At 52.2% G+C, this 25,724-nt stretch carries 22 protein-coding genes; 10 read left to right on the top strand and 12 right to left on the bottom strand.

Going from position 1 to position 25,724, the window contains the following annotated elements; genetic code table 11:
- Positions 1-84: 84 nt before the first annotated feature.
- Positions 85-1,260 (bottom strand): mannose-6-phosphate isomerase, encoded by a 1,176-nt coding sequence (manA, locus tag ACLJPE_RS04015; RefSeq protein WP_001170625.1) that lies wholly within the window; start codon positions 1,258-1,260, stop codon positions 85-87.
- Between the two features lie 199 nt (positions 1,261-1,459).
- Here manA and fumB point away from each other — a divergent pair, with 199 nt between their 5' ends.
- Positions 1,460-3,106, top strand: coding sequence for a class I fumarate hydratase (gene fumB, locus ACLJPE_RS04010; RefSeq protein ID WP_000066609.1), 1,647 nt, complete (start codon positions 1,460-1,462; stop codon positions 3,104-3,106).
- A gap of 167 nt (positions 3,107-3,273) precedes the next feature.
- Positions 3,274-4,677 carry a class II fumarate hydratase gene (gene fumC / locus ACLJPE_RS04005; RefSeq protein WP_000259117.1) on the top strand — a complete coding sequence of 468 codons (1,404 nt, stop codon included), beginning with the start codon at positions 3,274-3,276 and terminating at the stop codon, positions 4,675-4,677.
- Here fumC and tus read toward each other — a convergent pair.
- From tus to rstA, 5 genes are all read right to left on the bottom strand, one after another.
- Positions 4,674-5,603, bottom strand: coding sequence for a DNA replication terminus site-binding protein (tus, locus tag ACLJPE_RS04000; RefSeq protein WP_031601868.1), 930 nt, complete (start codon positions 5,601-5,603; stop codon positions 4,674-4,676). The genes fumC and tus overlap by 4 nt on opposite strands.
- A 75-nt stretch (positions 5,604-5,678) precedes the next feature.
- A complete protein-coding gene (gene rstB, locus ACLJPE_RS03995; RefSeq protein WP_031601867.1) occupies positions 5,679-6,980 on the bottom strand; it encodes a two-component system sensor histidine kinase RstB in 1,302 nt (433 codons plus the stop codon).
- Between the two features lie 110 nt (positions 6,981-7,090).
- Positions 7,091-8,797: an amidohydrolase gene (locus tag ACLJPE_RS03990; protein ID WP_072102626.1), complete on the bottom strand. Its 1,707-nt coding sequence runs from the start codon at positions 8,795-8,797 to the stop codon at positions 7,091-7,093.
- A gap of 152 nt (positions 8,798-8,949) precedes the next feature.
- Entirely contained in the window at positions 8,950-10,101 is a 1,152-nt protein-coding gene (gene ompS2 / locus ACLJPE_RS03985; protein WP_023232818.1) for a porin OmpS2, read from the bottom strand.
- Between the two features lie 478 nt (positions 10,102-10,579).
- Entirely contained in the window at positions 10,580-11,311 is a 732-nt protein-coding gene (gene rstA / locus ACLJPE_RS03980; protein ID WP_001080048.1) for a two-component system response regulator RstA, read from the bottom strand.
- A gap of 126 nt (positions 11,312-11,437) precedes the next feature.
- Between rstA and ACLJPE_RS03975 the strand changes: the two genes are divergently transcribed.
- The gene (locus ACLJPE_RS03975) at positions 11,438-11,773 is read left to right on the top strand and encodes a GlpM family protein (protein WP_001629457.1); all 336 of its coding nucleotides are present in this window, start codon (positions 11,438-11,440) and stop codon (positions 11,771-11,773) included.
- A gap of 58 nt (positions 11,774-11,831) precedes the next feature.
- Here ACLJPE_RS03975 and ACLJPE_RS03970 read toward each other — a convergent pair whose 3' ends face one another.
- Together ACLJPE_RS03970 and ydgH are read right to left on the bottom strand one after the other, a co-directional pair.
- Positions 11,832-13,214 carry an amino acid permease gene (locus ACLJPE_RS03970; RefSeq protein ID WP_000412353.1) on the bottom strand — a complete coding sequence of 461 codons (1,383 nt, stop codon included), beginning with the start codon at positions 13,212-13,214 and terminating at the stop codon, positions 11,832-11,834.
- A gap of 298 nt (positions 13,215-13,512) precedes the next feature.
- Positions 13,513-14,457, bottom strand: a complete 945-nt coding sequence (ydgH, locus tag ACLJPE_RS03965) for a DUF1471 family protein YdgH (protein ID WP_000769292.1) — start codon at positions 14,455-14,457, stop codon at positions 13,513-13,515.
- Positions 14,458-14,983: 526 nt separating this feature from the next.
- Here ydgH and pntA point away from each other — a divergent pair.
- Together pntA and pntB are read left to right on the top strand one after the other, a co-directional pair.
- Entirely contained in the window at positions 14,984-16,513 is a 1,530-nt protein-coding gene (gene pntA / locus ACLJPE_RS03960) for a Re/Si-specific NAD(P)(+) transhydrogenase subunit alpha (RefSeq protein WP_023220681.1), read from the top strand.
- 10 nt (positions 16,514-16,523) lie between these two features.
- The gene (pntB, locus tag ACLJPE_RS03955; protein WP_000014056.1) at positions 16,524-17,912 is read left to right on the top strand and encodes a Re/Si-specific NAD(P)(+) transhydrogenase subunit beta; all 1,389 of its coding nucleotides are present in this window, start codon (positions 16,524-16,526) and stop codon (positions 17,910-17,912) included.
- 174 nt (positions 17,913-18,086) lie between these two features.
- On the opposite strand, the gene ACLJPE_RS03950 is transcribed toward pntB, so the two are convergent.
- Entirely contained in the window at positions 18,087-19,121 is a 1,035-nt protein-coding gene (locus ACLJPE_RS03950) for an AI-2E family transporter (protein WP_023232816.1), read from the bottom strand.
- Positions 19,122-19,538: 417 nt separating this feature from the next.
- Here ACLJPE_RS03950 and mdtJ point away from each other — a divergent pair, with 417 nt between their 5' ends.
- Both mdtJ and mdtI read left to right on the top strand, forming a co-directional pair.
- The gene (gene mdtJ / locus ACLJPE_RS03945; RefSeq protein WP_000500279.1) at positions 19,539-19,901 is read left to right on the top strand and encodes a multidrug/spermidine efflux SMR transporter subunit MdtJ; all 363 of its coding nucleotides are present in this window, start codon (positions 19,539-19,541) and stop codon (positions 19,899-19,901) included.
- Complete coding sequence (mdtI, locus tag ACLJPE_RS03940; RefSeq protein ID WP_023232815.1) at positions 19,888-20,217, top strand: multidrug/spermidine efflux SMR transporter subunit MdtI; 330 nt, start codon at positions 19,888-19,890, stop codon at positions 20,215-20,217. The genes mdtJ and mdtI overlap by 14 nt, the downstream gene beginning before the upstream one ends.
- 39 nt (positions 20,218-20,256) lie before the next feature.
- On the opposite strand, the gene ACLJPE_RS03935 is transcribed toward mdtI, so the two are convergent.
- Together ACLJPE_RS03935 and asr are read right to left on the bottom strand one after the other, a co-directional pair.
- On the bottom strand, positions 20,257-21,078 hold the full coding sequence (locus tag ACLJPE_RS03935; protein WP_000549654.1) for a trypsin-like serine peptidase: 822 nt from the start codon (positions 21,076-21,078) through the stop codon (positions 20,257-20,259).
- A gap of 268 nt (positions 21,079-21,346) precedes the next feature.
- Positions 21,347-21,595: an acid resistance repetitive basic protein Asr gene (asr, locus tag ACLJPE_RS03930; protein WP_000756317.1), complete on the bottom strand. Its 249-nt coding sequence runs from the start codon at positions 21,593-21,595 to the stop codon at positions 21,347-21,349.
- 235 nt (positions 21,596-21,830) lie between these two features.
- Here asr and ACLJPE_RS03925 point away from each other — a divergent pair, with 235 nt between their 5' ends.
- Entirely contained in the window at positions 21,831-21,923 is a 93-nt protein-coding gene (locus tag ACLJPE_RS03925) for a KPN_01571 family protein (protein WP_001068154.1), read from the top strand.
- A 66-nt stretch (positions 21,924-21,989) separates the two neighbouring features.
- On the opposite strand, the gene ACLJPE_RS03920 is transcribed toward ACLJPE_RS03925, so the two are convergent.
- Positions 21,990-23,243, bottom strand: a complete 1,254-nt coding sequence (locus ACLJPE_RS03920) for an MFS transporter (protein ID WP_023232814.1) — start codon at positions 23,241-23,243, stop codon at positions 21,990-21,992.
- 119 nt (positions 23,244-23,362) lie between these two features.
- On the opposite strand from ACLJPE_RS03920, the gene ACLJPE_RS03915 reads away from it, so the two are divergent.
- Both ACLJPE_RS03915 and mlc read left to right on the top strand, forming a co-directional pair.
- Positions 23,363-24,262, top strand: a complete 900-nt coding sequence (locus tag ACLJPE_RS03915; RefSeq protein WP_001019577.1) for a LysR family transcriptional regulator — start codon at positions 23,363-23,365, stop codon at positions 24,260-24,262.
- Between the two features lie 127 nt (positions 24,263-24,389).
- On the top strand, positions 24,390-25,610 hold the full coding sequence (gene mlc, locus ACLJPE_RS03910) for a sugar metabolism global transcriptional regulator Mlc (protein ID WP_000225087.1): 1,221 nt from the start codon (positions 24,390-24,392) through the stop codon (positions 25,608-25,610).
- The last annotated feature ends 114 nt before the right edge of the window (positions 25,611-25,724 follow it).

Genomic DNA, 25,724 nt, shown 5'->3' with positions numbered 1-25,724 from the left:
TGAAACCAGGCGGATTAAACCGCCTGGAGGAGTTTTACGTCTGTTATAAGCTTAGCAAGAGTTGTTAAAAAATTCAGTACGTTGCTACAGCTTGTTATAAACACGCGCTAAACGGCCTGTGCCGCTGGCGTTAACCGGAGACTCATCCGCGCCGATAAAGGCAGATTCACCCGGCTTCAGTACCAGACGCTGTTCATCTTTACGTAACACCGCCTCACCCTCAACGCAGAACAGAATCGCGGCGCTGTGTTGGCCGATGCTCGTCTCCTGAAGCGCCAGGTCGTGCAGTGAAAAAGCAAAATCGTCAACCGGAATTGGGAAGTCCAGCTCCGCGCCGCTTTTTACCGGGGCAGTCAGCAACTCGCTGGCAGGCTTAGGTTCGAACTTCACGTTCGCGACCAGCTCAGGGATGTCGATATATTTTGGCGTAAGGCCAGCGCGCAGAACGTTATCGGAGTTCGCCATGACTTCCAGCGCAACGCCCTGCAGATAAGCGTGAGGCGTTTCGGCAAACAGGAACATCGCTTCGCCGGGATTCAGTTTGACCACATTCAGCAACAAAGGAGAGAAAAGCCCGCTGTCGTCAGGATAATACTCTGAAATCACGCGGATCGTTTGCCACGGTTCGCCTTGCTGGCTGTTAAGCGCCGCTTTGAGTACGGCTAACGCGCGGGATTTTTCTTCGCCTTGCATATTCAACAGGCTGGCGAAAAGCTGGCTCAGACGTTCAGCGTTTGGCGCCTGCAAAAAGTGGGCGATAGCGGAATGCGCGCCGGCGACAGGTTGCAGTAAAGAGACAATGTCAGAAAATTCGCGGAACGCGTTCATCGCCAGGAAAGGCGTCAGGGCAAAAACCAGCTCTGGTTTATGGTTAGGATCTTTATAGTTCCGCTCTGCGGCATCCATGGGGATACCCGCCGCATTTTCTTTCGCGAAACCGATTTCGGAGTTGCGTTTATTCGGGTGTACCTGAATAGAGAGCGGCTGCGCGGCGCACAGTACTTTAAACAGAAACGGCAGTTCGCCGAAACGGTTGGCTACCGCTTCGCCCAGCATGGCGGTTTTATTCTTTTCGATGGCGTCACGCAGGGAGACGGTTTCGCCGTTGGCGGTGGTGATTCGCGAGCTGCTTTTGGGATGCGCGCCCATCCAGAGTTCAGCCATTGGCTGCTGCTGCGGATTGGCGATGCCATAAAGTTCCGTTAACGCAGTTTTACTTCCCCAGGCATAGTTTTGCACTGAGTTAATGAGTTTTTGCATTATCAAGCCCTGTTTCAATGTGGAGATTAATGGGAGGTATTAAACCAAGAAACCCGCATGAAGTAACCTCCGGGCGTAAAAAGTCGTACTTGTCTCAGTTTTTGTTAAAAAATTGTGTAGGATAGTGTTACTCGCTTTGAGTCGGGCAATGGAACACCTGCCCAGAGAATAACCATACCGAGCGGTAAGTGAGAGCACAATGTCAAACAAACCCTTCTTTTATCAAGACCCTTTTCCCCTCAAAAAGGACGATACCGAGTACTACTTGTTGACCAGCGAACATGTTTCCGTCGCCGAATTTGAAGGACAAGAGATCCTGAAAGTCGCGCCGGAAGCGCTCACGCTGTTGGCGCGTCAGGCCTTCCACGATGCGTCTTTTATGCTACGTCCCGCGCATCAGCAGCAGGTGGCGGATATTCTGCGCGATCCGCAGGCCAGTGAAAACGACAAATATGTCGCGCTGCAATTCCTGCGAAACTCCGATATCGCGGCCAAGGGCGTGTTGCCCACCTGCCAGGATACCGGTACGGCCATTATTGTCGGCAAAAAAGGCCAACGCGTCTGGACTGGCGGAGGTGATGAAGCGGCGCTGGCTCGCGGCGTATATAACACCTATATCGAAGATAACCTGCGCTATTCGCAAAACGCGGCGCTGGATATGTACAAAGAGGTCAATACCGGTACTAACCTGCCGGCGCAGATCGATCTCTACAGCGTCGATGGCGATGAATATAAATTCCTCTGTATCGCTAAAGGCGGCGGATCGGCGAATAAAACCTACCTCTATCAGGAGACAAAAGCGCTTCTGACGCCGGGTAAGCTCAAAAATTATCTCGTTGATAAGATGCGTACGCTGGGCACCGCCGCCTGTCCGCCGTATCACATTGCGTTTGTCATTGGCGGCACCTCGGCGGAAGCGAACCTGAAGACCGTTAAGCTGGCCTCGGCAAAATACTATGATGCGCTACCGACCGAAGGCAATGAACACGGGCAGGCCTTCCGCGATATTGAGCTGGAAAAAGAATTGTTGCTTGAGGCGCAAAATCTTGGCTTGGGCGCGCAGTTCGGCGGCAAATATTTCGCTCACGATATTCGTGTCATCCGATTGCCGCGCCACGGGGCATCGTGTCCGGTAGGTATGGGCGTGTCCTGCTCCGCGGATCGAAATATTAAAGCGAAGATCAACCGGGAAGGGATCTGGATCGAGAAGCTGGAGCGCAATCCCGGTAAATATATTCCCGAGGCGCTGCGCCAGGCGGGAGAGGGCGAGGCGGTGCGCGTTGATCTTAACCGTCCCATGAGCGAGATACTGCAACAACTGTCGCAGTATCCGGTATCAACGCGCCTGTCGCTGAACGGCACGATTATTGTGGGCCGCGATATCGCGCACGCTAAACTGAAAGAACGGATGGACAGAGGCGAAGGTTTGCCGCAGTACATCAAAGATCATCCTATCTATTATGCGGGGCCGGCAAAAACGCCGGAAGGGTACGCCTCCGGGTCGCTTGGGCCGACTACCGCAGGACGGATGGACTCTTATGTTGATCAGCTCCAGTCGCAGGGCGGCAGTATGATCATGCTGGCGAAAGGCAACCGCAGCCAGCAGGTGACCGATGCCTGTAAGAAACATGGCGGCTTCTACCTGGGCAGTATCGGCGGCCCGGCAGCCGTTCTGGCGCAGGGCAGTATCAAGCGCCTGGAGTGCGTGGAATATCCTGAACTGGGTATGGAGGCTATCTGGAAAATTGAAGTGGAGGATTTTCCGGCCTTTATTCTGGTGGATGATAAAGGCAACGATTTCTTCCAGCAGATTCAGTCATCGCAGTGCGCGCGCTGCGTTAAGTAATGTCGCCGCCCTGCGGGGCGGTAACATGATTCGCTATTTTGCCGGAGAACGGCGCAAGCGCCTTATCCGGTCTACACCGTTGTGTTGTTATCGTTAATACTCATAAGACCGCAAACATGTGAGCAATGTCGACACATGATCTCATCAACTTGAGTAAGGAGCAGGTAATGGTAACGGTACGCCGCGAGAAAGATTCAATGGGTGCGATTGAAGTCCCGGCAGATAAACTGTGGGGGGCGCAGACTCAACGTTCGCTGGAGCATTTTCGGATTTCCACGGAGAAAATGCCCGTCTCGCTCATTCACGCTCTGGCGTTGACCAAGCGCGCCGCTGCGAAGGTCAACCAGGACTTAGGGTTGTTGGCGGCGGAAAAAGCCAGCGCGATTATCCAGGCGGCTGATGAAGTGCTGGCGGGAAAACATGCTGATGAGTTTCCGCTGGCGATTTGGCAGACCGGGTCCGGTACGCAAAGCAACATGAATATGAATGAAGTGTTAGCGAACCGCGCCAGTGAAATTTTGGGCGGCGTTCGCGGTATGGAACGCAAGGTGCATCCCAATGATGACGTCAATAAGAGTCAAAGCTCAAACGATGTGTTCCCAACCGCCATGCACGTGGCGGCGTTACTGGCGTTGCGCGAACACCTTATCCCGCAATTATCCGCATTAACGGATACGCTTCGCGATAAATCCCACGCTTTCGCCGATATTGTCAAAATTGGCCGTACTCACCTGCAGGACGCGACGCCGCTCACCTTAGGCCAGGAGATTTCCGGTTGGGTAGCCATGCTGGAACATAACCTCAGACACATTGAGCACAGTTTACCGCACGTCGCGGAACTGGCGCTCGGCGGAACCGCAGTAGGGACAGGGCTTAATACCCACCCGGAATATGCCCGGCGCGTGGCCGAGGAACTGGCGACGATTACCGCGGCGCCGTTTGTTACCGCCCCGAATAAATTCGAAGCGCTGGCGACCTGTGACGCGTTGGTACAGGCGCATGGCGCATTAAAAGGGCTGGCGGCCTCGCTGATGAAAATCGCCAACGATGTTCGCTGGCTGGCATCCGGCCCGCGCTGCGGCATTGGCGAGATTGCTATCCCTGAGAATGAGCCGGGCAGTTCCATTATGCCTGGTAAAGTGAACCCGACCCAGTGTGAAGCGGTAACGATGCTATGTTGCCAGGTGATGGGTAACGATGTGGCCATCAATATGGGGGGCGCATCGGGCAACTTTGAGCTCAACGTCTATCGTCCGATGGTTATTCATAATTTTCTGCAAACGGTGCGCCTGCTGGCCGATGGCATGGCGAGTTTCAATCAACACTGTGCATCAGGAATCGAGCCAAACCGCGAGCGTATTACGCAGTTGCTGAATGAGTCGCTGATGCTGGTCACTGCGCTGAATACGCACATCGGTTACGATAAAGCGGCGGAGATTGCGAAGAAGGCGCATAAAGAAGGGCTGACGCTCAAAGCCTCAGCCGTGGCATTAGGATATCTTAGCGATGAGGAGTTCGACGCCTGGGTACGTCCGGAATTGATGGTTGGCAGTATGACGCCGGGACGTTAATCCGCCACATACAGGTGCAGTCGCGGAATAATCAGTCGCAGCGGTTGCGCCTGTGGTTTAAAACGGTGCTGAATATTATCGGCGTCATAGTTTTCCAGCCCGCCAATATCCGGCACGCCAGCGCCGTTGTCCGTGTTGATTAATGCGATAATCGGCGTGGGGCAGGCGTGTTGCACCTGTTTCTGCTGGCCTTTATACCAGATGCGAGCGATCGGCTGTACTTTAACCGGACGCTTAATCTTGAGTTGGGCCTGCTGCGGTAAGGCAGCGATATCCTGATATTCCCGTTCCAGCTTGAATTGCCATTGTTCGCGCGTCCACGGCGGGACGCTGCGCGGCGACGCGAGGCTTTTTTTCAACTGGCTCAGAACCTCATCCCGGCTTAAATTTTTAATAATATGTTTATTTGCCCAGCCGAAACGTATGGTGGCGGGGTTATTGATAAGCGTCAGCGTGCGGTAAGCGTTCAGCGTAATTAAGCCGGGTAGATGCCGATGCACCCACTCAAAACGTGCCGCTGAGGGAAGACCGGACTCTACCGTAACCATCTGCTCGAAGGTGGTTTTCAACTGGTTAATGCGCTGTATCTGATTTTCCAGATCTAACTGTGTCGCATTATCCACTTGATAGCATAAGACGCCAGGCAGGCGGACGGCGGCTTTACTGCTGCGGTTTTCGGACTGCTGTTGAATAAACAAATGGCGATAGTGACGTAGCGCCAGCGCTTCGGCCTCTTTCCCCAGATGTTGCGTTACCTCGATAGTATCCAGCGGCGCATGTTCCGCCTCTTTGGTCACCTGCGGCAGTGAAAAGACACGGGCGATAAGTAGCGAATGCTGCTGTAGATTATCCGTCAGCGCCGCCAGGTATTGTTCTATCTGGCGAAAAGTACCATTCAGGCGTTCAACGAGATCGTAGCGGGACATGGTATCACTCACTTTAGTTACAACATACTATCTGTATAGCACAGTTCCCGCCGCTCAACCAGCGTGCAAAATACGTCAGGCAGCGGTCATGTCGGGCATCGCGTGCCAGACCGGCCAGTGAAAGCTAAATTTTGCGCCGCCCAGTTCGCTCTCGTCACAGACGACGCTACCGCCCATCGCCAGGGCGATAGAGTGTACGATGGCGAGTCCAAGCCCGCAGCCGCCTGTCGCCCGGTCTCTACTGGGGTCGAGTCTGACAAAAGGTTCAAATATGCGCTCACGCGCATCCGCTTCAATGCCGGGGCCATCATCTTCGACTATCAATGTTGCCTGACTGCCGTCGAGTAACAGACTGACCTGAACGGTGGTACGACTGTAGCGCAACGCATTATTCAGCAGGTTATCCAGCACTCGCGACATTAACCGCATATCAAGCGCGCCATAATCGCCAATTACAGATGTGAGAAGGTTTACGGCGCGTTCCGGGGTCACGCTCTGCACATCCTGCAAATGCGCTAGCAACCAGGCGGGGAGGTCGGGTTCGGTCAACATCAGTTCATTTTGCGGTCGGTCAAGGCGCGCATAGGTGAGCAGTTCTTCAATCAGCGCTTCCAGTTGACCAATATCGCGATTGAGCGCCTGTGATTCCGGCGGTGTCAGATTTTCACTCATTTCAAGCCGATAGCGTAAACGTACCAGCGGCGTGCGAAGCTCGTGGGCGATACCGTCAATCAGCTGTTTTTTACTGGCGATCAGAGCATTAATGTTATCCGCCATCTGGTTGAACGCGACACCCAGACGTTCGAAACTGGAGCCATTATCGAAGTGCAGGCGTTCAGTCAAGTGACCCTCGCCAAAGCGCTGCGCGGCGGATTCGAGCCTGAGCATTTCTTGCCAGTGCGGGCGCATCCAGATAAACACAGGAAAGGCGAGAGAAAAGGCAATGAGCGCCATTAAAGCGATATCCAGCAGTCGCATTTGATGCAGGAAATAGAGATAGGGAACCGGGCCAACCGCCAGGACGTAATGGCTGCGCGGGATACGCTGAATAAAGGTGTATTGATCGTCAAGCGCGACGATATCGCCTTCACGCAGTCGCTGCGTGGTGGTGGCATCAAGCTTATAGTGATTTAACGGTTCAACGCGTAAATCGAAAGAGAGGTTCAGGTCCATCTCTTTTAACGTTTTCCCCCATTCACGCGGCGGAATTTCCCGCAGTTCGCTGCGCATCAGATAGAGCGAACTTTTCATCAGATCGTCGAGCGATTGCCTGCCCGCGCGTTCGGCAGTGAATTTGTACACCAGTCCGACCAATAAGGTCATGACCAGAAAACAGACGAACAGCAAAAGATAAAACTGCACAAACAGCTTTTTCATCAACGCCCACCGGATCTCAATACATTAGCTCTATCGCGCGCTGACGAAAAAGATTTCCCGTCAGCGCCGCTGGTGGGTTATAAAAGCAGGCTTTGCGTCAACTGACAACCTCATTGTCCGGCGTTAAGGTCCGGACTTTCGTGAACAATGCGTCCATCGACAAGCGTCAAAACAGCGCGAATGGTATCAATTCTGTCTTCCGGCATCGTCATAAATGGCTGATTGAGTACCGCCAGATCGGCCTGTTTTCCGACGCTAAGCTGGCCCCGGTGTTGTTCGGCAAAGGCGAGCCAGGCGGCATGACGTGTATATAACGCTAGCGCTTCCAGACGCGTGAGCCGCTCGCTGGCGGGTTTACGCACGGAACCGCCTGACGCTATACCGGTGATATGATATTCGATAGCGTGCCAGACACCGGCAATGCCAATACGCGTCGAATCGGTGCCGCCAGCTACGACAAGCCCTTTATCCAGCGCCAGTCGAACCGGCGGCGAATTGTCCGTCGCGCCGGGTGGATTGGCGTCACGGATGGCAAGCCCCTCAAAGTAAGGCCCCATTTGCACAGTGTATGCCAGGCCCAGCTTACGCATTCGCTCAAGCGTCTGTGGCGAACCGGTATTCAGATGCGCAATAGACCAGCGGAGAGGGCGCAGATCGTACTGCTGCGCTACCTGCTCAAAAATCGTCAATATCGCGTCGGCGCTGTCATCGGTATAGGCGTGGATCTCAAGCGGTATTCCCCGTTTTGCCGCAAGCGTCGCGACCTGGCGAAGCGCGGTTTTGTCCTGCTCTGAGGAAGAAAACCCTGGGGCCATCCGCACGCCGTCATTCATTCCGGCCACCAGGCTTTCCCCCAGGCCAAGAAAAGCCAGTTGCCCGTCATCGGCACGCGCCGGGCGAAAGGCCATCAGGTTGCTGAACCACTGCGCTTCATGACCTTTCGCTTCCGGCTGTACCGGAATGCGATACCCCACGCGCAGCGGTAAATCCCCCTGGTTTCGCATTGTAAATAAAGGCTCATAAGCGGCGGCAGGCCCGGCAGAGGGGTCAATGATGCCGGTCACGCCGCGAGCGTTCATATCAGCGAAAAATTGCCGCAGACCACCCTCGCGATCGGCGTTACGACTTATGCTGGCAAAAAGCTGGTTAAACGCGGCGATGTCACCAAATAATTTCCCCGTGGCGCTACCTTTTGCGTCGCGCTCTACGCGGATTCCCGCTAAATCAGGAGGAGGGGTGTCGTTAAGGCCAAGTACGTCTATACCGCGCTGATTCACTAACGCATAGTCGTAAAGATACTGAATATAAGCCGGATGATCGGGAAGGGCGTGGCTCAATTCGGCTACCGTCGGCGCCCGGTTTTCTGCAAATTGTGCCGGTATCCACGATCCCACTACGGCTACCCATTGATCGTGGGGACGACGGTTAGCGTCGGCGCGTAATTTATCCAGCGCGTCTTTAAGCGAAGGGCTGTTGTACCAGTAGGTTTCGAATGTCCAGGTTTGTCCGCCGCGAATGGCGTGGATGTGGGTATCGGTCAGGCCGGGTATCACGGTTTTACCCTGTAAATCGATGGTACGGGTATGGTCGCCGCGCCATTCATTTGTCGCCGTATCATCGCCAATCGCCACAATCCGCGAGCCGGAAATCGCCAGCGCGCTGGCCTGCGGCTGGGCATCATTCAGAGTGATGATATTACCGTTATGCAAAATAATATCCGCTGCCGGGCGGGCGGCGGTGGCTGCGCCTGTGGCCGTGAGCAGAAAGAGAAGAGTGGTTCTGGAAATCAGAGACGGGACGAGACTGATCATTAGCATGTTCCTTTTGTCGGGCGATAAGCAAACCATAGAGAGCGAACAAGAATTGTTCAATCTGTGCCCAGGGAACAGTGCGTTCTGTTTTTAGAACGGTGGTGATAAAAAAAGAAAAGCCCGCCGAAACGGCGGGCTTGAGAAGAATTAATGAATAATTAGAACTGGTAAACCATACCCAGCGCGACGATATCATCAGTGCTGATACCGGCATCTTTATAGAACTGGTCGTCATCATCCAGCAGGTTGATTTTATAATCAACATAGGTGGAGAAGTTTTTGTTGAAATAGTAGGTAGCACCTACATCAGCATATTTAACCAGGTCTTTATCATCGCCATTAACGTTGTTATAGGTCAGATCATTACCTTTAGACATCAGGAAAGAAACCGCCGGGCGCAGACCGAAATCAAATTGATATTGGGCTGTAACTTCGAAGTTTTGCGTTTTGTTTGCTACGCCGCCAGCATAACCCGGGTCCGCTTTACCATAAGGCGTCATATTACGGGTTTCAGAATACATAGTCGCTAAATAGATGTTGTTGGCATCATATTTCAAGCCAGCTGTCCAGGCATCCGCTTTGTCGCCGCCAGCAATCGTGCCGCCAGCATTAACTTGCTCATTAGTACGATCGGAAGTGGTATACGCAGCGCCTGCGCTGAAGCCCATGCCAATATCATAGGTAGTAGAAATACCGAAGCCATCACCGTTATCGTAACGAATATCGTCGCCATTATTACGGTTATTGGTACCGATATTTACATCGTCAGCGCTTTGGCTTTCATTTTTACCCTGATATTGCAACGCGAAGTTCAGACCGTCTACCAGACCGAAGAAATCAGTGTTACGGTAGGTGGCCACGCCGTTAGCACGACCGGTCATGTAGTTGTCAGCGTAAGTATAGGAGTCGCCGCCGAACTCAGGCAGCATATCGGTCCAGCCTTCCACGTCGTACAGGACGCCGTAGTTACGACCATAGTCGAATGAGCCGTAGTCGCCGAATTTCAGGCCGGCGAATGCCAGACGAGTCCAGGAATTAGCACCTTCGCCTTCGGTAGTGTTAGCCTGAACGTTATATTCCCACTGGCCGTAACCGGTCAGTTGGTCGTTAATCTGTGTTTCGCCTTTAAAGCCGAAACGCATATAGGTCTGATCGCCATCTTTAGAAGAGTCATCAGAGAAATAGTGCAGGCCGTCTACTTTCCCGTAAAGGTCCAGTTTGTTGCCGTCTTTGTTATAAATTTCAGCGGCGTGTGCCGCGCCAGCAGCCAGCAGAGCCGGGATGACAAGTGCCAATACTTTTCTTTTCATTTTTTTATCCTTAAAAACTTAACTTATTTGCAAAAGATTGAACTTCTACAGATTCGTTGAATCAAAGGCATCCTAATCTGAATAATATTATTTCAGCAAATGCTAACTTTTCTTATATGTTATTAATTAATACAAAAGTTACTGTCGGAAACGCATATATTTATGGTGAATATATTTGTTATTATATATTCATGATTATGATTTGTTTGATTTCACAATTTGCGAAAAAAGACGGTAATATAGCGCCGGGCAAACATTTTGTTATCAATTTTGTGAACTGGATTCGAGTTTTTTTAATTTAATTTTCTTGAGCGAAAAAGACGTAATGATGAGCCGCAACGCAGAGAAAACGGTAATAAAGTGGCCGTTTCGACTAATAAAAATAGCATTCATGTATACAATGTCTGTTTTTTGAACAGTGGCGGTGATGAGCATCGCCACTATGATTTGATAAAGGCAGGTAAAAGCTGCAGCTAACTTATCCCGTCGTTTCGTCCCAGGCATGAGGGGCAAAAAGATAGCCTTTATTGCGAATGGTCTTTATACGATAGGGCTCAGCAGCGCTATCCAGCAGTTTCTTACGCAGGCGGGAAATCGCCACATCCACGCTGCGATCCAGACCATCATAATTGACGCCGCGCAGCGTTTTTAGCAACGCGTCGCGATCCATAATTTGTCCGGCGTGTGTCGCCAGTTCCCAGAGCAATTCAAAATCGGCGGTGGAGAGCGATATGAAATCGCCGTTGAGCTGGACCGCCCGGTTTAGGGGATCGATGGTTAACGCGCCAAAACGCAGCGCTTTATGCGGCGTAAGCGCGCTCTCCTGAAGACTTTTTGCCTGTTGCGTTTGTTCGCTTTGCCGCAGGTGTAAGCGCAGACGCGCCAGCAAAACGGCCGGAGGCGTGGTTTTGAGGATGTAGTCGCAGGCGCCCATCTCCAGCGCCAGAATATGATTCATATCACTGTCCAGCGAGGTGAGCAGGACAATCGGGCCTTGCCAGCGGTGGCGTAAATCGCGGCATATCGTCATGCCATCTTTACCTGGAAGCATAATATCCAGTAAAACCAGATCGGGCTGAGTGGTGAGGATAAGATCCTCCGCCCGGTCACCACGCGGCTCAACAATGACATCAATATCATGTTTCGCCAGATAAGCGGCAATGAGAGAACCCACTTCAGCGTCGTCTTCAACAAATACAATGCGGTTCATATTATAAATGGAGAATAGAAAACGCCAACATACACCGCCTCTGTTTTCCCTTCCATAAATCTTTTCTAAACGAGAGCGGTTCCGTTATGCTACACGCTGTTGTTATTAGCGTGTTAAGGCAAGGTAATGGGACTCGTGATTAAAGCTGCCCTGGGGGCGCTGGTCGTCGTATTGATTGGTCTGCTGTCAAAAACAAAAAATTATTATATCGCCGGATTAATTCCACTGTTTCCAACGTTTGCGCTTATCGCGCACTATATCGTGGCCAGCGAGCGGGGCATCGACGCGATGCGTACCACCATCATCTTTAGCATGTGGTCGATCATTCCTTATTTCATTTATCTTGCAACGCTATGGTATTTCAGCGGCGTGATGCGCCTGCCCGTCGCGCTTGGCGGTGCGGTGGTCTGCTGGGGGCTAAGCGCGTGGCTGCTGATTTTTTGCTGGATTAAATGGCATTAATATTGGCAAAGACCGTGGTTTCCCCATCGTAATACAGACGGATATTACGATGGGGGGGTTAACCCACCAGCATCCACGTAGCCGGAACCGCCGCGACCAGCAATAAACCAATCAGCACGACTTCCTGACGATTTAATACGTTGTCATGCTTGTGCGTCCGACGCGCATACAGGAAAACCAGTAATCCAGGCGCGTACAGTACGACGGACAGCAGCAGGTGCATGGGACCCGACGCATATAATAACCATAAGCCATAAATACAGGCTCCGATACCGACCGCCCGATGGAGGGGACGCGTTGCAATCTTCAGCAGAAATGCGCCGACCAGAAAGTAGGGCACCAGAATCATTTCTGACGCAATCGTTAATAGCGTGTTGTAGTCTGAACCGGTCAGCCAGATCAGCACCAGACAGATTTGCACACAGATATTGGTGAGCCATAACGACGCAGAAGGCGCGCCTTGCGCATTTTGTCGCGCGAAGATGCCCGGGAAGGATTTATAGGCTGCCGCCAGAAATGGCACCTCCGCCGCCATGATAGTCCAGCTTAGATAAGCCCCGCAGACAGACACAATCAGTCCCGCCGCAATAATAATTTCTCCCCACGGCCCCATCATTTTCACCATCAGACCGGCCATCGACGGGTTGCGCATCTCCGCCAGTTCCGGACGCGCCAGAACGCCAAGAGAAAGCAGCGTGACCAGGAGATATATTCCCAGCGCTGCGAGTACCGCCAGTAGCGTGGCGCGGCCTACATCGCGTTTATTTTTCGCTCGGGCCGAGACGACGACGGCGCCTTCAACGCCAATAAACACCCACAGCGTAATAAGCATGGTGTTCTTGACCTGTTCCCATACGGGAATACCGAGCTCAACACCGGTGAAGTCCAGTGTGAATGTATCCAGTTTGAACATCATGATAGCCAGCACAATAAACGCGCCGAGAGGCAACAGTTTCGCCAGAGTCGCGACCAGATTGATGCTGGCTGCCGTTTGTACGCCGCGCAGGATGAGGAAATGGACAATCCAGAGCAGGACTGAAGCGCCGACAATAGCCTGCCAGGTATTACCGTCGCCAAACAGACGCAGCGCAGGCGTATCGGTAAAGAAACTCAGCGCTGAAAAAACGATAACCAAATAGGATACGTTGGCGATGACCGCGCACAGCCAATAGCCCCAGGCAGAACAAAAGCCAATCAGTTCGCCGAAGCCTTCGCGGGCGTAAGTAAAGATACCGCCGTCAAGCTCGGAGCGAATGCGCGTGAGGATTAACATGGCGAATGCCAGTAAGAGTATCCCCACGCCGGTAATGGCCCAGCCAATTAACAACGCAGCCGGACTGGCAACGGCGGCCATATTCTGGGGCAGACTGAAAACACCTGCGCCAAGCATTGAGCTTAAAACCAGCGCGGTCAGCGCGCTCAGTCCCAGTTTTTTTTCCATTGGTATCCAGCTATAAAAATGAAATTGGAAGAATAATTATTATGGCAAAACGCATAAAAATGGTGAAAGCCACTAAGGCGCGGGATTTTACGGAGAGAAGGGACCGCATGCAACGGCCTTGATAAGATTTATCGCCAAAAAAGCGAAAAGTGAGATTCATCGCGATATTTGACGGAACTGGCATCCCGCGAGAAAGTGCCTGATGGTGGCTTATCAGGCCTGCCGTTGAACGATCGTGTAGGCCTGATAAGGCAGGTATGCCGCCATCCGGCGAGAAAGCCTGATGGCGACGCGCGCCTTATTTATAGAGGTCGGCGCTGATGGTGATGTTATTGCCGCGCTCCTGCCACTGACGCGTAATATGATAATACTTAGCGCCTTTCTTCGCCGCGCGTTTGGCGACCTGGTAGGAGATTTCTGTCATATTGCCGTAGTTGCCGGTGAACTTAACGCTGTCGAAAGGCACCATCATCGCAGCCGTCGCTTTATTCAGCTCCTCAACTTTTGTGCCATCCGGAAGTGTGACAGTGTAACGCCCACCTTTGGTGGATTGCGTTTCGAAGAAACGGCCTACTTCGGCGCTCGGCGAGGCTGACGTAGCGACGCCTGGAATTTCGACTTTCTTCGCAGCTTCGCCGCCCTGAGCCAGCGCGGCGCGGCCAGCTTCAGAGTCTGCCGGAATAGCGTCCGGGCTCTGGACGATGCGTTTTTTCGCATCTTGTTTATAGATAAATGCAGTGATGCGCTGGTTTCCGCCCTGATTCGCATCCACCTGACGAACAATATAGAAAGCGTATGCGTCTTTCTGTTTCGCCGCTTTCGTAATGGCATCGTTAACTTCCGGCTGGCTACGGTAGAAGCCCTGAACGGTGACGGTGTCATACGGTTCTAATTGTACGGCCTGGTCTTTCGGTAATTCCACGATGCCATTAATGACACGATTTTTGGGCGCGTCGGCTTTCGGCGCGTCGGCTTTATACACGTCCGCCACAACACGCCAGTTACCACTGTTGCCGAACTCCGAGGTGTCGACAACATAGAAGGAGGCTGCGCCTTCTTTATCTGCGCGGCGGGACACGGCGGAGACCGCATCGCCAATAGCATTAAAACGACCGGTAATAACGATGCGGTCATAAGGTTTTAGTGCAGCCGCTTGCTCCGGCGTCAGTTCTGTTGCTGCATGGACAGAAAAAGCAGCCGCAGAAAGCAGAGCCGACGCCAGGAGAGTGTTCTTAAGCTTCATAAAAATAATCCTTCGCCTTGCGCAAACCAGGTACTGGTATTGTTATTGACTAGAAACGTGGCTGATTATTGCATTTAAACCATATGGATGTCTGCGGGATTTTTCACGCATCGTGTCATGTATCCTATCTTTGATGATAACATTTACCGATATGTCGAAAAAAACGGCGTCCGGGCGGCTAAGCTAATGAAGCGCATGAATTTAATAAGTTAATTTAATGTTAATTTCTTGATATCGACAGAGGTTTAATGATGTTTTACTGTCAAATTTGAGCGAATTATCAGCCCTCGCAGGCCATTTTCAAGGCATTATGGCTGCTTAGCGGCTGAATCGTTCATGTTTTGCAAATTTGATAAAAAATTCTGTTTTTTGGCGCTAGATCACAGGCGTTATTTTCAGTAGGTTATAGAGAGTTTGTAACGGTTTTATTCTGCTGGGGTAACATTTACCTCAAACGCGGGCAGGCGTACGCTTCTCGCGCTTACTGACAAACCATCATCAAAAATACCGATGGAAGGGAACATTTATGCGAATTGGCATACCAAAAGAGCGGTTACCCAATGAAACCCGTGTCGCTGCGACGCCGAAAACGGTAGAGCAGCTACTGAAGCTGGGGTTTAGCGTCGCTATCGAAAGCGGGGCGGGTCAACTGGCAAGTTTTGACGACAAAGCGTTTGCGCAGGCTGGCGCGGATATTGTAGACGGCAATGCTATCTGGCAGTCGGAAATTATTCTCAAGGTTAATGCGCCTGAAGAAGATGAAATCGCTTTACTGAACCCCGGGACTACGCTGGTCAGTTTTATCTGGCCTGCGCAAAATCCTGGGTTAATGGAGAAACTTGCCGAACGTAAGGTCACGGTGATGGCGATGGACTCCGTGCCGCGTATTTCCCGCGCGCAGTCGCTCGACGCGTTAAGCTCAATGGCGAATATCGCGGGTTATCGCGCCATTGTAGAGGCCGCGCATGAATTTGGGCGCTTCTTTACCGGCCAAATCACCGCCGCCGGGAAAGTGCCGCCGGCGAAGGTGATGGTGATTGGCGCGGGCGTTGCCGGTCTTGCGGCTATCGGCGCGGCAAACAGCCTGGGGGCGATTGTCCGCGCGTTTGACACTCGTCCTGAAGTCAAAGAGCAGGTTCAGAGTATGGGGGCTGAGTTCCTCGAACTGGATTTTAAAGAGGAAGCCGGTAGCGGCGATGGTTACGCCAAAGTGATGTCCGAGGCGTTTATCAAAGCGGAAATGGCGCTCTTTGCCGCCCAGGCCAAAGAAGTCGATATCATTGTTACCACCGCGTTGATTCCGGGCAAACCTGCGCCGAAGCTGATTACCCGCGATATGGTCGATTCTATGAAGGCCGGCAGCGTGATTGTCGACCTGGCCGCGCAGAACGGCGGTAACTGCGAATATACCGTCGCCAATCAGGTTGTGACGACGGACAATGGCGTGAAAGTGATTGGCTACACCGATTTACCGGGGCGTTTGCCGACGCAGTCATCCCAACTTTATGGCACCAACCTGGTTAACCTGCTGAAGCTGCTGTGCAAAGAGAAAGACGGCAATATTGACGTGGATTTTGACGATGTCGTGATCCGTGGCGTGACGGTGATTCGCGACGGCGACATTACCTGGCCTGCGCCGCCAATCCAGGTTTCCGCACAGCCACAGTCCGCGCCTAAAGCAGCACCTGCGCCAAAAGAGCTGGAAAAGCCCGCTTCACCCTGGCGGAAGTATGCGTTAATGGCGCTGGCGATCATTCTTTTTGGCTGGCTGGCCGATGTCGCGCCAAAAGAGTTCCTCGGCCATTTTACCGTGTTTGCGCTCGCCTGCGTGGTTGGTTATTACGTGGTGTGGAACGTGTCTCATGCGCTTCATACGCCATTAATGTCGGTGACCAACGCAATTTCAGGGATTATTGTTGTCGGGGCATTATTGCAAATTGGTCAGGGCGGCTGGGTCAGCTTCCTGAGCTTTATCGCGGTGCTTATCGCCAGCATTAATATTTTCGGTGGCTTCACCGTGACTCAGCGTATGCTGAAAATGTTCCGGAAAAACTAAGGGGTAACACATGTCTGGAGGATTAGTTACAGCTGCATACATTGTTGCCGCGATCCTGTTTATTTTCAGTCTTGCCGGGCTTTCAAAGCATGAAACGTCCCGCCAGGGGAATAACTTCGGTATTGCCGGGATGGCGATCGCGTTGCTGGCGACCATTTTTGGGCCGGATACCGGCAACGTGGCATGGATTCTGGTCGCCATGATTATTGGCGGCGCGATTGGCATCCGCATGGCGAAAAAAGTTGAGATGACCGAGATGCCGGAGCTGGTCGCGATTCTGCACAGTTTCGTGGGCCTGGCGGCGGTACTGGTTGGCTTTAACAGCTATCTGTACCATGACGCCAGTCTGGCGCCGGTGCTGGTGAATATCCATTTGACCGAAGTCTTCCTCGGTATCTTTATTGGCGCAGTCACTTTCACTGGATCGATCGTAGCGTTTGGTAAACTGCGCGGCAAAATCTCTTCTAAGCCGTTGATGTTGCCTAACCGTCACAAAATGAACCTGGCGGCGCTGGTTGTTTCTTTCCTGTTGCTGCTGGTTTTTGTTCGTACCGAAAGCGTGGGTCTACAGGTACTGGCGCTACTGCTGATGACCATTATCGCGCTGGCGTTTGGTTGGCATCTGGTCGCTTCTATCGGCGGGGCGGACATGCCGGTGGTTGTTTCAATGCTGAACTCCTATTCCGGTTGGGCTGCCGCGGCGGCTGGCTTTATGTTAAGCAACGATTTGCTGATTGTGACCGGCGCGCTGGTCGGTTCGTCAGGCGCGATCCTGTCTTACATTATGTGTAAAGCGATGAACCGCTCTTTCATCAGCGTTATTGCCGGTGGGTTCGGTACTGACGGCTCCTCAACAGGCGACGATCAGGAAGCTGGCGAACATCGCGAAATCACAGCGGAAGAGACTGCTGAGATGCTGAAAAACTCCCACTCCGTCATTATTACGCCGGGGTACGGGATGGCGGTGGCGCAGGCGCAGTATCCGGTGGCGGAAATCACCGAAAAACTGCGTGCGCGCGGTATCAACGTGCGTTTCGGCATTCATCCGGTGGCGGGGCGCTTGCCCGGTCATATGAACGTGCTGTTGGCGGAGGCGAAAGTGCCTTATGACATCGTGCTGGAAATGGACGAAATCAATGATGATTTCGCCGATACCGATACCGTGCTGGTGATTGGCGCGAACGATACGGTGAACCCGGCGGCGCAAGACGATCCCCGCAGTCCGATCGCCGGTATGCCGGTTCTCGAAGTGTGGAAAGCACAGAATGTCGTGGTCTTTAAGCGTTCAATGAATACTGGTTATGCTGGTGTGCAGAACCCGCTGTTCTTTAAAGAGAATACGCAAATGCTGTTTGGCGATGCCAAAGCCAGCGTGGATGCAATTCTGAAAGCGCTTTAATCTTTTAAACGTGCGGCGGCCTCTTCGGAGGCCGTTTTTATACACTTCATCCTTTAAGCTGCCTCTTTGTTGGCTGCGCTCAGAAACTCCGGTCACATCGTTATCTATGCTCCAGGGGATTTCTTCCCTTGCCGCCGCGATGCATCTTGAATGATTTTGTGTATGTATTGCATTTTATCTTTTGTTTAAATCGCTAAGCAGAACGGCGATACTCTGCCCGCCGGTGGTCTGTTCGAGGGCGATTTTGACAATGATGGTTAACGGAACGGAGAGCAACATGCCCACCGGACCTAATAGCCAGCCCCAGAAAATTAACGACAAAAATACCACTAAGGTTGAAAGGCCTAAACCACGTCCCATGATTCGTGGCTCAAGGATATTGCCGAAGACCAGATTAATCAGCAGATAGCCTGCCAGCACCAGCAGCGCATCATAAAACCCGTTAAATACCAGCACCTGAATAATAGGCGGCAGGGCAGCGAGCACCGATCCAATATTAGGGATATAATTCAGCGCGAAGGCCAGTAGACCCCAGACAAAGGCGAAGCGGACATCCAGCGCGGCCAACATTCCCCATGCGACCAGCCCCGTCACGATACTGATCGCTGTTTTTAACACCAGATAATGGGAAACGCTATCAAGCGCGCGTTGAATTGCCGCCATGCCTTCCACCGGACGGCTCATCATCTGCTGCAGTTTTTCAGGCAGCTGTGGAACCTCCAGCAGCATAAATACCACGGTCAATAACAATAAAAAGATGGACGACATAGCATTGGACAGCTGGGTGAGCAGGTTCGTTACCAGAGTCATGGCGGCGTTTGGATCGATATATTTCGCCAGCTCATCAACCGACACGCCAATGCCTGCTCGCTGTAACCACGGTTCAATACGTTGCAACGGTATCACCAATGAGGAGCGATATTGCGGTAGGGTACGAGCCAGTTCATTTAATGATGTCCCCAAATAGGCCAGTAGCAGTACCATTAACATAACAATAATCACAATGAGCAATGATACGGCGACAACGCGCGGAATTCGGCATCGGGTCATCCGTTGCACAACGGGATTGAGAACGACTGCAATAAATAACGCCAAAATAAAGGGAACAATGATATCTGCGGCGAAGCGGATACCGCTCAGAATAACCACCAGCATTCCCAGCATAATGACGATTTTTAGACCATTGAGCGTGATGATCGGTTTTGCCATATCAGTCCCTGTTTTCTGATGCCGACTCGAATAATAATGTGATGTCGGTCGACCTGTTCTGGTTAAAATCAAACACTTCAGGTAAAGAAGTGAAAATATTTTGAGTTAATTCCTGGCTTATGATACAAATCAGGCGTGTTCAACTACCGAGGACAATTATCATCCGCGATGACGAGAAGCAACACTGCGGATAATTGTAATATTATGGACAATATGTTCAGCGCTTTTTTCTCCACGCAAACGCATCTTCACTCTACCTCCTTTTTCCTGCTTATTGGCGAGCAGCACTGGCGTAACGCACTTTAGTCTCTCACTTCTGCCTGAGCTGGCGCAACGCGCTGTGCTAACTGATTTTATTTTTTAGTTTGCTGCGTGCAGCAGACTCGAAAGAGTATATTCTCATGCAGGAGAAGTGTCATGTTTTACTGGATTTTATTAGCTCTGGCTATCGCGACTGAAATTACCGGCACGCTCTCAATGAAATGGGCTAGCGTGGGTAATGGCAATGCGGGTTTTATTTTAATGCTGGTGATGATCACGCTGTCATATATATTTCTTTCTTTTGCGGTAAAAAAGATTGCCCTGGGTGTGGCGTATGCCTTATGGGAAGGGATCGGCATTTTATTTATTACCATTTTTAGCGTGCTGCTATTTGATGAAGCATTATCAACCATGAAGATTGCCGGCTTGCTGACGCTGGTCGCCGGCATCGTATTGATCAAATCAGGGACGCGTAAACCCGGCAAACCGGTGAAGGGGGCGGCTCGTGCAACAATTTGAATGGATACACGGCGCCTGGCTTGGGCTGGCAATAATGCTGGAAATCGCGGCTAACGTACTGTTGAAATATTCGGACGGCTTTCGCCGTAAATGCTATGGCATCTTATCGCTTGCCGCTGTTCTGGCCGCCTTCAGCGCGCTTTCCCAGGCGGTTAAAGGGATAGACCTGTCGGTGGCGTATGCATTATGGGGCGGTTTTGGTATTGCCGCCACGTTGGCGGCGGGCTGGGTGCTCTTCGGTCAGCGCTTAAACCCCAAAGGCTGGGTTGGCGTGATATTGCTGCTCGCCGGAATGGTCATGATCAAATTTGCCTGAGACGATCGCTGCCTGTCGGTTCAGGCAGCGATTCCCGCATTAATCCTGCGCCAGAGCTTTCAGCTTATCGCGAAAGCCGGTGACGGATATAGCGCGGTTATCGGCGCGCCAGCGATCTTTAGCCGCAGGGGCGGAGCTTTGTACGCCAATGAGCTGCCATCCGCTATCCGTGTGCAATAAGAGCGGCGAGCCGCTGTCGCCAGGTAAGGTGTCGCACTGGTGTGAGAGTACGGCATTCTGCGCCCAGCCGGTCACGACGCAATCCTGATGGGAATAGAGCGCATTCAGATGATCTTCCGGATAACCGGACTGCGTGACTTTTCGGTCTGCGGCTTTCAACGCCGCAGTGAGCGCCGCTTTATCGCCGGTAAATAAAGGCACTGGCGTGATACCGGAAGGTGGGTAGCGCAATATTACCAGACCAAAATCCCAGCTTGCCGCGGCAGGCGGCACAATCCAGCCATCGCCATCCGCTTTCAGACGTCGGCCCAGCGACGGTTCAACGCGGCCTTCAATGCCGTGGATTTCATAGCGCCATACTCCTTTTCGCGCCACAAAACGCAGCGCAACCGCCTTGTCTGGTTTTCCTTTCGGTGGCGTTAGCAGGCAGTGACCTGCTGTTAGGGCGATATGCGGGGAGATAAGCGTTGCCGTACACAAATTACCGCTGGCGGTCTCTAGTTGCCCGATGGCATCCCACGGCGATTGGGTAGGATCGGCGACGGGCACCCGATCGTCATGGTTAAAAAAAAGCGTTTTGACGTCGCTGGCATCCGTGGCGTCTGTTTCAGCCCCCCTGGCTTTCGCCATAACCTGTAAAAAACACACTATGCCCAGTAATACAGCAATGGTTTTATGCATATCACACTCTGGTGGGTAATTATGATTATTAACAACAAACCCTCAGTACTACTATAGACGTGACGGTAAGAAAGTGGGAGTAAAATCAGATAACTACACTCAGGAAAGATAGAAATGCGTGGCAATAACGGCGCATAAAATAAGCACGATAAGAATGAGCTCAAAGCGGTAGCGAGACACTTTTTTGCCCTCCCGGAAGGCGGCGCTAAACCAGAACAATTTAGCGCCGTAAAAACGGGCGCGGGGGCGCGCCGCAGCATGTTACGACTTACGCAGCCGGTTGAGTAGTTGGTTTTGACGTGGTTTTGGCTGGCGCTTTACCACCTTTTTTCTGGTGCTTTTTAGCCGCCTGCGCTTTTTGCTCAACGGTTTTCTTATGCTGCTTTTTGTGGTGCTGGGTGGTCTGGGTTGTTTTGGCAGGCGTTGCGGTTTTCGCAGGCGTTGCAGTCTCAGCCGCGAATGCTGCGGAAGAGAGACCCATTGCAGCGGCAACAACCAGAGCTAATACTTTTTTCATTTTGATACCCTCGATTTGGTTTTCATTCAACCCCACTGCGGGGCCGGTGAAATGACTATATCGCTGTTATCAAAAGGCTTCCGTGAGTGATTGGTTTCGGCATGTAACGCTATGTACAATCCCCCGGTAACGCGATGTCAGCCCCCACCATAATAGGTAGCTTTACGTTACCGGCCGTTATTTTTGGTTGCAGAGTCGGTAATATTCGCTCTCCAGAATAACAAGTACACCGTATATGAATCCGATAATCTGGGTGGTATTTACGCTTCTGGCGCTGGATGCAATCAGAGAAGTCATGGGAGTATCAAGCTTGACAGGTCTGTGGTAAACAGTGAGTCGTGGCGTGAAACCAGCCCGGCGATAGCGCACGTTGCTATCGCCGGATTATTTCTTTTCAGGCGTGAAGACGATGATGTAACCGCGTCCCGACCAGGATGGCCAGCACCAGCATTAGCGCGATAAAACCGCCTACGCCGTTCCAGCCGTAACTATGCCAGAATACGCCGCCTAGCGTCCCGGCGATACTGGACCCCAGATAATAGCTGAAAAGATAAAGTGACGAGGCCTGTCCCTTCGCCCGGCGCGCACGCGGGCCAATCCAACTACTGGCCACGGAGTGCGCGGCGAAAAAGCCGGCGGAAAAAAGCAGCATCCCGGCAAAAATCAGCCAAAGCGAGGTAAAAAGCGTCAGTAAAAGCCCGCCCAGCATTACTGCGATAGAGAACAGCATCACCGGCCCCCGGCCATAGCGTGAGGTCATTGCGCCAGCTTTCGGCGAGCTCCATGTGCCGGTGAGATAGGCTACGGATAACAGTCCGACCACGGCCTGGCTTAATTCCCAGGGGGAGAGCATCAGGCGATAGCCAATGTAGTTAAACAGGGTGACGAATGCGCCCATCAGTAAAAAGCCTTCCACAAACAGCAGAGGTAACCCTCGATCGCGCCAGTGGAGACGGAAATTAATAAATAGCGTTTTAGGCCGTAGCGATGTAGGACGGAAATGTTGCGAGGCGGGTAAAATCTTCCAGAACATCAGCGCGGACGCCAGCGCAAAGCATCCGATGGCCGCCAGCGCGATGCGCCAGTTAAAAAAGTCGGTCATGACGCCGCTTAATAAACGCCCGCTCATCCCGCCGATGGAATTACCGCTAATATAGAGCCCCATAGAGAAAGCGACAAAGCTGGGATGGATTTCTTCGCTCAGGTAGGTCATTCCCACTGCGGCGACGCCGCTTAACGACAGACCGATCAGCGCGCGCATAATCAGAATACCATGCCAGCTGGTCATCATGGTTGATAACAATGTGCAGCAGGAGGCTAATAACAAGGCTGTGACCATCACCGGTTTACGGCCTATCGCATCAGAAAGCGGGCCGGTAAAAAGTAAGCCGATAGCCAGCATGGCGGTAGAAATAGAAAGTGAAACGCTGCTGCTGGCTGGGGAGACGCCAAACTCTTGGGAAAGTACCGGTAATATAGGCTGAACGCAATAAAGGAGCGCGAAAGTCGCCAGGCCCGCGGAAAAAAGGGCCAGCGTGACGCGCATGAAAGGCGCTGTACCGCGTTTAATAAATTGAACCGGCTGAGAATGGCGTTGTTCATCGATATCGCTCGCCGTGGCGTCATCGAGAATAGTTGTACGACTCACGTTAAATCCTTGCTTTACATCTCCGTCAACAGGAGACGGGTATAACCGACATGTAAAGCATAGAAAAAGCAAAATATTCTGTCTAATATATTAATTGTCTCAAATAAGACGTTAAAAATATGAATATCGAATTACGTCATTTACGTTACTTTGTGGCGGTAGCAGAAGAACTGCATTTTGGTCGCGCCGCCGCGCGCCTCAATATCTCGCAGCCGCCGCTCAGTCAGCAGATACAAATTCTGGAGCAGCAGGTCGGCGCGCGATTACTGGCGCGGACCAACCGCAGCGTAGCGTTAACGGCCGCCGGGCGACAGTTTCTGGTGGATAGCCGACACATCCTGAGTCTGGTAAACGACGCCGCCGCTCGCGCCGAGCGGTTGCATCAGGGCGAAGCGGGTGAAATCCGTATTGGCTTTACGTCTTCAGCGCCTTTTATTCGGGCGGTATCGCATACCTTTTCGCTGTTCCGCCAGTCCTATCCGGGAGTGCATATGCAAACGCGTGAAATGAATACGCGTGAGCAAATCGCGCCGCTCAACGAAGGCGTACTGGATATTGGCTTGCTGCGGAATACGCCGCTGCCCGACACACTTAATCGCGAGGTGATTTTGCATGAGCCGCTTATGGCCATGATCCCGCGCGAACATCGGCTGGCGCAAAAGCCGGTCGTCAGTCTGACAGAGCTGGCGGAAGAACCTTTCGTCTTTTTCGATCCGCATGTCGGGACGGGCCTCTACGACGATATTCTCGGCCTGATGCGGCGCTATAACCTGTCGCCGACCATCACGCAGGAGGTTGGCGAGGCAATGACCATTATTGGTCTGGTGGCGGCGGGACTGGGCGTCTCGATTCTGCCGGCATCCTTTAAGCGTGTACAGATGAGCGAGATGCGCTGGGTTCCCCTGGCTGAAGAGGACGCCGTATCTGAAATGTGGCTGGTATGGCCAAAGCATCATGAACAGAGTCATGCCGTACAGCGGTTTTGCCAACTGCTATTACTGGCTGCCCGACGGGATTAATTACGCTTAAAAAGGGTGAAAATGTGCAGTTAATCACACGGCTAAGCAAAAAGTTGACGGCGAGTATTGAAGTGTTTCACCATAGCACACAGATTATTTCGGAGCGCGAAAATAAAGGGAGTGAGCGGTGGTTGCTGATAGTCAGCCTGGGCATATCGATCAAATTAAGCAGACCAATGCTGGCGCAGTGTATCGCCTGATTGATCAGCTCGGACCGGTATCGCGAATTGACCTGTCTCGTCTGGCGCAGTTGGCGCCTGCCAGTATTACGAAAATTGTTCGCGAAATGCTGGAAGCGCATTTGGTTCAGGAACTTGAAATTAAAGAGGCGGGCAGTCGTGGACGTCCCGCCGTCGGGCTGATGGTGGAAACAGAAGCCTGGCACTATTTATCTATTCGTATTAGCCGTGGCGAAATTTTCCTTGCGCTGCGCGATCTTAGCAGCAAACTGGTGGTAGAAGAGTGTCTGGCGCTGCCGTTAAACGAAGCCACGCCGTTGCTTGAGAGAATTATTACGCACGTTGATCGGTTTTTTACCCGCCATCAGCAGAAACTGGAGCGTCTGACCTCCATTGCCATTACGTTACCGGGCATTATCGATACCGAAAACGGCGTTGTGCACCGGATGCCGTATTACGAAGATGTCAAAGAGATGCCTTTGGGAGATGCGCTGGAGCGGCACACCGGCGTACCGGTTTACATCCAGCATGATATTAGCGCCTGGACGATGGCAGAGGCGCTTTTTGGCGCCTCACGCGGCGCGCGCGACGTTATCCAGGTGGTGATTGATCATAATGTGGGGGCGGGCGTTATCACCGACGGTCATTTGCTTCATGCGGGCAGTAGCAGTCTGGTAGAGATTGGGCATACCCAGGTCGATCCTTATGGTAAGCGCTGTTATTGCGGTAATCATGGCTGTCTGGAGACCATAGCCAGCGTCGATAGCGTGCTGGAACTTACGCAGCTTCGGCTTAATCAGTCGATGAGTTCAATGTTGCACGGCCAGCCGTTAACGGTAGATTCACTGTGTCAGGCGGCGATGCAGGGAGATCTATTAGCAAAAGATATTATTAGCGGCGTTGGCGCGCATGTCGGACGCATTCTGGCTATCATGGTGAATTTATTTAATCCGCAAAAAATTCTTATTGGTTCGCCGCTAAGTAAAGCGGCTGATATCCTTTTTCCGGCCATTGCTGACAGTATCCGTCAGCAGGCGCTGCCCGCCTACAGTAGGAATACGGTAGTGGAAAGCACGCAGTTTACCAACCAGGGCACGATGGCCGGGGCGGCGTTGGTAAAAGACGCGATGTATAACGGCTCTTTGTTGATTCGTCTATTACAGGGTTAACATTTTTTAACTGTTGTACAAAAATTTGCGCTAACTCAAGCTGATTGCCCTTGCCATATCTTAGACTTTCTCCACTGTATTATTTTCCTGGCTTATATTTTCGAAGCATAACGG

The organism is Salmonella sp. SAL04196, from assembly GCF_046550835.1.
Lineage (GTDB): Bacteria > Pseudomonadota > Gammaproteobacteria > Enterobacterales > Enterobacteriaceae > Salmonella > Salmonella enterica.
This window is presented reverse-complemented; position numbering and strand designations above follow the sequence as displayed.

Excerpts from the sequence above, each read along its gene's own strand:
- ydgH (WP_000769292.1), bottom strand. The coding sequence starts at position 14,457 with ATGAAGCTTAAGAACACTCTCCTGGCGTCGGCTCTGCTTTCTGCGGCT.
- ACLJPE_RS03970 (WP_000412353.1), bottom strand. The coding sequence starts at position 13,214 with ATGGAAAAAAAACTGGGACTGAGCGCGCTGACCGCGCTGGTTTTAAGC.
- fumC (WP_000259117.1), top strand. The coding sequence starts at position 3,274 with ATGGTAACGGTACGCCGCGAGAAAGATTCAATGGGTGCGATTGAAGTC.
- asr (WP_000756317.1), bottom strand. The coding sequence starts at position 21,595 with ATGAAAAAAGTATTAGCTCTGGTTGTTGCCGCTGCAATGGGTCTCTCT.
- manA (WP_001170625.1), bottom strand. The coding sequence starts at position 1,260 with ATGCAAAAACTCATTAACTCAGTGCAAAACTATGCCTGGGGAAGTAAA.
- ACLJPE_RS03975 (WP_001629457.1), top strand. The coding sequence starts at position 11,438 with ATGGGACTCGTGATTAAAGCTGCCCTGGGGGCGCTGGTCGTCGTATTG.
- rstA (WP_001080048.1), bottom strand. The coding sequence starts at position 11,311 with ATGAACCGCATTGTATTTGTTGAAGACGACGCTGAAGTGGGTTCTCTC.
- fumB (WP_000066609.1), top strand. The coding sequence starts at position 1,460 with ATGTCAAACAAACCCTTCTTTTATCAAGACCCTTTTCCCCTCAAAAAG.
- ompS2 (WP_023232818.1), bottom strand. The coding sequence starts at position 10,101 with ATGAAAAGAAAAGTATTGGCACTTGTCATCCCGGCTCTGCTGGCTGCT.
- ACLJPE_RS03990 (WP_072102626.1), bottom strand. The coding sequence starts at position 8,797 with ATGCTAATGATCAGTCTCGTCCCGTCTCTGATTTCCAGAACCACTCTT.
- ACLJPE_RS03925 (WP_001068154.1), top strand. The coding sequence starts at position 21,831 with ATGAATCCGATAATCTGGGTGGTATTTACGCTTCTGGCGCTGGATGCA.
- ACLJPE_RS03950 (WP_023232816.1), bottom strand. The coding sequence starts at position 19,121 with ATGGCAAAACCGATCATCACGCTCAATGGTCTAAAAATCGTCATTATG.
- ACLJPE_RS03935 (WP_000549654.1), bottom strand. The coding sequence starts at position 21,078 with ATGCATAAAACCATTGCTGTATTACTGGGCATAGTGTGTTTTTTACAG.
- pntA (WP_023220681.1), top strand. The coding sequence starts at position 14,984 with ATGCGAATTGGCATACCAAAAGAGCGGTTACCCAATGAAACCCGTGTC.
- pntB (WP_000014056.1), top strand. The coding sequence starts at position 16,524 with ATGTCTGGAGGATTAGTTACAGCTGCATACATTGTTGCCGCGATCCTG.
- tus (WP_031601868.1), bottom strand. The coding sequence starts at position 5,603 with ATGTCCCGCTACGATCTCGTTGAACGCCTGAATGGTACTTTTCGCCAG.
- ACLJPE_RS03915 (WP_001019577.1), top strand. The coding sequence starts at position 23,363 with ATGAATATCGAATTACGTCATTTACGTTACTTTGTGGCGGTAGCAGAA.
- rstB (WP_031601867.1), bottom strand. The coding sequence starts at position 6,980 with ATGAAAAAGCTGTTTGTGCAGTTTTATCTTTTGCTGTTCGTCTGTTTT.
- mdtJ (WP_000500279.1), top strand. The coding sequence starts at position 19,539 with ATGTTTTACTGGATTTTATTAGCTCTGGCTATCGCGACTGAAATTACC.